The following is a 5,186-nucleotide window of genomic DNA, read 5'->3' on the forward strand; positions in this document are numbered from 1 at the left end:
AAGGAACTAGCCGTCTAAGGTGGGGCCGATGATTGGGGTGAAGTCGTAACAAGGTAGCCGTATCGGAAGGTGCGGCTGGATCACCTCCTTTCTAGGGAGAACTCGGGTATGAAATAAGACCCGGTATTCCAGGTCGGTACATTTGGCAGATGCACAAATCTTACATTGTTTGGTTTTGAGGGAATGCTTTCGTTATCAAAACTTAAGAACAACGGCTTAAAAGGAAAGACCGTCTGAAAAGCAAGTTAGCTTTTTAGACGGTCTCTTTATATTTTAGTTACTTCTAAAGAAGACATGCATTAGATGATCATGGAATCATCCATGATAAGACGTATGCTTGCAAATAGGTCATCACTCCGACAATAACTGCCAGTGCGAGGGAGTGCATTACAGTAAAGCTAAATAGATCTCCCTCTTTGCCTACAAGTCCTGTCGCAGCGGTGGCTACAGCTATACTTTGCGGTGAAATCATTTTGCCGGTAACACCACCCGAGGAGTTGGCAGCTACGGTCAGAATTGGATCAACGCCAACCTGTTGTGCTGTTACCGCCTGGAGATTACCAAACAAGGCATTGGCTGATGTGTCTGATCCGGTAAGGAATACTCCCAACCAGCCTAACCAAGCTGAGAAGAAGGGAAATAATGAACCAGTTCCTGCCAGAAACAAGCCGAGGCTTGAACTCATTCCAGAGTAGTTCATGATATAGGCAAGGCCGAGTACCGCCGGAATAGTAATTAAAGGTTTGGTTAACTGTTTAAATGTTTTACCAAAGATACTGAAGAACTGTCCGGGTCCTACTCCCAATATCATGGCCGATAGTATGCTGGCGATAAACAGGGCCGTTCCTGCCGCACTAAGCCAGTTAATTTTGTAGGCTGCTGCCATTGCGACCGGTGTTTTAGCGATAGGCGCAACTTGAGTAACAACATTGTGCAAACCAGGGACATAAATAGAAATGGTAGGTGCGTCAATTAATGCTTTGACCGGTTTTAAACCCCACAGGATAACCATAACTGTAAGAATGATAAAAGGGGCCCAGGCGGTGAAAAGTTCTCCGCTTGAGTATGATGGCAGGGTTGCTTTTATTGATTTGTTCCCCTGCTCCCCGGGAAAACGCCAGATTGAAGCTGGCTTCCAATTTTTCAAAAAAATAGTAAGGGCAAGTATTGAAGCCAATGATGAGAGGATGTCCGGAAGTTCTGGCCCTAAATAATTGGATGAGAAGAACTGCAAGACCGCAAAGGAAACACCAGCTACTAAACAAGCGGGTAGTACCTCCATCGTTGCCTTCCAACCAGCCATCAGTACTATTAGCCAAATTGGTATAAATACTGAAAGAAAGGGTAGTTGCCGGCCAACCATCTGGCTTATCTTCATAGTGTCTAGGCCTGTGACCTGTCCGGCTACAATAATGGGAATACCAATACCGCCAAAAGCGACTGGTGCAGTGTTGGCTATAAGGCAAAGACCGGCTGCGTATAATGGATTGAAACCAAGACCAACAAGCATGCCGGCTGAAATTGCAACAGGGGTGCCAAAGCCTGCGGCCCCCTCCAGAAAAGCTCCGAAGGCAAAAGCAATCAGCAATGCTTGCAGGCGGCGATCATCCGTTATTGTAGCGATAGAATTTTTGATTACTTCGAATTTACCAGTTTCAACAGTCATGTTATAGATGAAGATAGCTGTTATTACTATCCAGAAGATTGGAAAAATACCATAGGCAATACCCATAAGAGCAGCCATCAAGGTGGTGCTAAGTGGCATCTTATAGACCAATACTGCTACCAAGAATGCAGCAACTAATGCTGAAATCCCGGCAACCTGTCCAGGAGCCCGGCGAATAGCTAATAAATAGAATATCACGATTATCGGGATTGAAGCAGCTAAGGCAGATAGTGCCAGATTGCCTAACGGTACATATTCTTGAGTCCAAGTCATTGTACTGTCCCTCCTACTGATTAAAAAGACTAAAATCTATTCTATTATTTGCACTAAAGTTTTAAAAAAAACAGGATAATGATGGATGATATGCACAGACTATAAAATGACCACTTGTCAGATAATCTTATATTTGTGGAGGTCACTAGGGAATGAAAGCATCAATATTTATTACCTGCATTTGCGATAGCATGTATCCTCAGGTTGGTGAGTCGATGGTGCGGGTTCTTGAGAAACTTGGCGTGACGCTAGACTTTCCTCCAGAGCAGACATGCTGCGGTCAGCCGGCTCTAAGCAGCGGTTATTGGGAATATGCTAAGCCTGTGGCCGAGACTATGCTTACAGCATTTAAAGACAGCGAGTATGTTGTAGCGCCGGCAGGCTCGTGTATCACTGCTATTAAGGAATATTATCCTGTCTTGTTTGAAAAGAATCCTGATCAATATCGTCAGGCTAAAGAACTCATTGGAAAAATGCATGAATTTAGTGAATTCGTTGTGAAGGTACTAAAAAAAGAAGACGTAGGAGCCCGCTTTCCTCACCGGGTTACTTATCATTCGAGCTGTCATGCCCGCAGGTTTCTAAATACTGATGAGTATATCCGTGCTTTGCTCAAAAATGTACGGGAGATAGATTATGTACCATTGCCGCACGAGGAAGCTTGCTGTGGTTTTGGCGGTACCTTTGCAGTTAAATTGCCCGAAATATCAGAAGCCATGGTGGATGAAAAGGTAAGAAATATCCTTGAAACTAAGGCTGATGTACTTATTGGAACTGATTTAAGTTGTTTGATGAACATTACCGGCAGACTGAGAAAACAAAAGTCCAATGTGCGTGTAATGCACATGGCTGAGTTATTAGATGAGGGGATGAGAACGTGAGTGAGAGACCCGCTCTACACCTTCGAGGACGTGCAGTTAAAGCATTAAAAGATGACCAGATGCGTCAGGCAGTCCGCAAAGCAGTAGACCGGTTAAGCAGCAACAAGGATAAAGCAGCCCGCGAGCTTCCCGACTGGGAGGCGTGGCGGGAGCAGACGAGACTCATTCGCCAGCACACGATCAATAACCTTGATTACTATCTGAAAACGTTGGCAGATAATGTACGCAAAGCAGGCGGGAAAGTTCACTTTGCCCTTACGCCTGAGGATGCCCGCAAGATAATTACAGGACTATGCCAGCAGTATGATGCCAAGCGAATTGTCAAATCCAAGTCCATGGTGACTGAGGAGATACACCTTAATCCTGCGCTGGAAAAGGCCGGTATGGAGGTTGTCGAAAGCGACCTGGCAGAATATATTCTGCAATTGGCAGGTGAGACACCATCACACATCATTGTGCCTGCCATACATAAAAACCGGTACCAGATTGCTGACCTATTTTCAAAGGTGACTAGTGAAAAGGTTGAACCTGACACCCCGGCGCTCACCCGATTTGCCCGCAAAACGTTACGAAGTAAATTTATGAACGCTGACATCGGGATTACCGGCTGTAATTTTGCGGTTGCTGAAACTGGATCAATTACGCTGGTTACCAATGAAGGTAACGCCCGGTTATCGACAGCCTTGCCCAACGTTGTTATCAGTGTAATGGGAATGGAGCGGGTCGTTCCTACCTTTGAAGACCTGGAAACCGTTTTATCCATGCTGCCACGGAGTGCCACAGGCCAGAAACTTACAAGTTATGTTTCGGTTATTAACGGTCCGCGTAAACCAACCGACATTGATGGTTGTGAAAAATTCCATCTGGTTATTGTTGATAATGGTCGTTCGCGTATTCTGGCTGACGACGAGTACCGTCAGTCACTGAACTGTATCCGCTGTGGGGCGTGCTTCAATGTATGCCCCGTGTACCGTCAGATTGGTGGACATGCCTATGGGTCGGTTTATGGTGGACCTATAGGATCGGTTATCACCCCATTACTAGAGAATGATTTTGAGTTCTGGGGTGAACTGCCTTATGCCTCAACATTGTGTGCTGCCTGTACCAGCTCCTGTCCGGCGAAGATTCCGCTTCAGGATTTGTTGTTTAAGCTTCGGGCACGCCGGGTTAGTGCCGGTCATACAAACGTATTTGAAAAGTTTGCCTTTGGTATGTGGAAGCGGTTTTTCAAACTGCCCAGTACCTATAAGTTCGCCATGAAGGCCGCTTCGATAGGGCAAAAGCCACTGGTTAAAGATGGTTATATTACGGCCCAGTTGCCACTGTTATCTAACTGGACTAACTCCCGCTATCTTCCTGCTGCTGCGGACGAGACTTTCCGTGACAGATGGAATAAGCGTAAGAAGTAGGTGAGCATATGACAGAAATCCATGAAGATATTTCCCAGGAAACATTGTTTTTGCAAACAGTAGCCAAAGCCCTGGGGCGGGACAAAGCTCTCGCTACAGTGCCCAAGCGAAAAGAAGTAGGCCCGCCAACCTTTTGGCGGGAACAAAAATTTGAGAATACGCAGCCGCTGGAGCTCTTTAAGGCCAACCTTGAAGCCCTTACCGGCAAAGTAGTTATTGTTCGCGATGGCAGCGAAGCAACTAACCAGATAAAGCTCTGGCTTAAAGTGCTCAATGCAAAATCAGCCATTCTCTGGGATCACCCTACACTCCGTAAGTATGTCGAACCATCACTTCTAGGTGTTAAGACGGTGTTTTGGAATAGTGAAAAGTCTCGCCGGGAACTTATTGAGATCGCCGAACAGTCAGATGTGGGTATTACCTGGGTGGATTACGCAATCGGCTACACTGGAACGGTGGCTCTGTTTAATGGAATTACTACCGGACGCTCTGTGAGCTTACTTCCCCCTACCCATATCGCAGTTATGAGAAAATCAGACATCGTTCCCACTATGTCTACCGTGATGAGGGAACTGCTTGAGCGTTGTGGACAGGGCAATCTGCCTTCGGCAGTTGATTTCATAACAGGTCCTAGCCGGACTTCTGACATTGAGATGGACTTATCGATCGGGGTGCACGGCCCTGTCCGCATTTGGACAGTTGTCATCGAAGACTAGTCATAAGAAAAGGCTTGGCTTGTGTCAAGTCCTTTAGGACGCCGGCAGAAGCCTTAGCCGTTCTTACTTATTATCAGAAAGGGGATATACTTTCTGATAATGAGTCTGCTTAAAAAAAGAGTGATTTGGACTGTTCCAGTCCATTCGAGAGAGATAAATCATCACAATGTCTTTATTTAAGCAAGAAAGAGGGTCTATTGCTCGCTTAAGACCTACATTCTAACTCTTAACGGTTCCGTAA

4 protein-coding genes and 1 rRNA gene are annotated in these 5,186 nt (G+C 45.9%); 4 read left to right on the top strand and 1 reads right to left on the bottom strand.

Annotated elements, in window-relative coordinates; translation table 11 throughout:
• Positions 1-91, top strand: a 16S ribosomal RNA gene (locus tag VN447_RS05650); the annotation flags it as partial.
• A 216-nt stretch (positions 92-307) separates the two neighbouring features.
• Here VN447_RS05650 and VN447_RS05655 read toward each other — a convergent pair.
• Positions 308-1,939 (bottom strand): lactate permease LctP family transporter, encoded by a 1,632-nt coding sequence (locus VN447_RS05655; protein ID WP_325523698.1) that lies wholly within the window; start codon positions 1,937-1,939, stop codon positions 308-310.
• Between the two features lie 152 nt (positions 1,940-2,091).
• On the opposite strand from VN447_RS05655, the gene VN447_RS05660 reads away from it, so the two are divergent.
• From VN447_RS05660 to VN447_RS05670, 3 genes are read left to right on the top strand one after another with little or no spacing between them, the layout of a single operon-like run.
• Positions 2,092-2,820, top strand: coding sequence for a (Fe-S)-binding protein (locus VN447_RS05660; RefSeq protein ID WP_325523700.1), 729 nt, complete (start codon positions 2,092-2,094; stop codon positions 2,818-2,820).
• Positions 2,817-4,229 carry a LutB/LldF family L-lactate oxidation iron-sulfur protein gene (locus tag VN447_RS05665; protein ID WP_325523702.1) on the top strand — a complete coding sequence of 471 codons (1,413 nt, stop codon included), beginning with the start codon at positions 2,817-2,819 and terminating at the stop codon, positions 4,227-4,229. Before VN447_RS05660 ends, VN447_RS05665 begins: the two co-directional genes overlap by 4 nt.
• Before the next feature lie 8 nt (positions 4,230-4,237).
• Positions 4,238-4,945 carry a lactate utilization protein C gene (locus VN447_RS05670; RefSeq protein WP_325523704.1) on the top strand — a complete coding sequence of 236 codons (708 nt, stop codon included), beginning with the start codon at positions 4,238-4,240 and terminating at the stop codon, positions 4,943-4,945.
• Positions 4,946-5,186 lie beyond the last annotated feature (241 nt).

Origin of the sequence: Sporomusa sp., from assembly GCF_035561155.1 — a bacterium.
Classification (GTDB): Bacteria; Bacillota; Negativicutes; order Sporomusales; family Sporomusaceae; genus Sporomusa.

Coding starts and splice junctions, on each gene's coding strand:
- VN447_RS05670 (WP_325523704.1), top strand. CDS start 4,238: ATGACAGAAATCCATGAAGATATTTCCCAGGAAACATTGTTTTTGCAA.
- VN447_RS05660 (WP_325523700.1), top strand. CDS start 2,092: ATGAAAGCATCAATATTTATTACCTGCATTTGCGATAGCATGTATCCT.
- VN447_RS05655 (WP_325523698.1), bottom strand. CDS start 1,939: ATGACTTGGACTCAAGAATATGTACCGTTAGGCAATCTGGCACTATCT.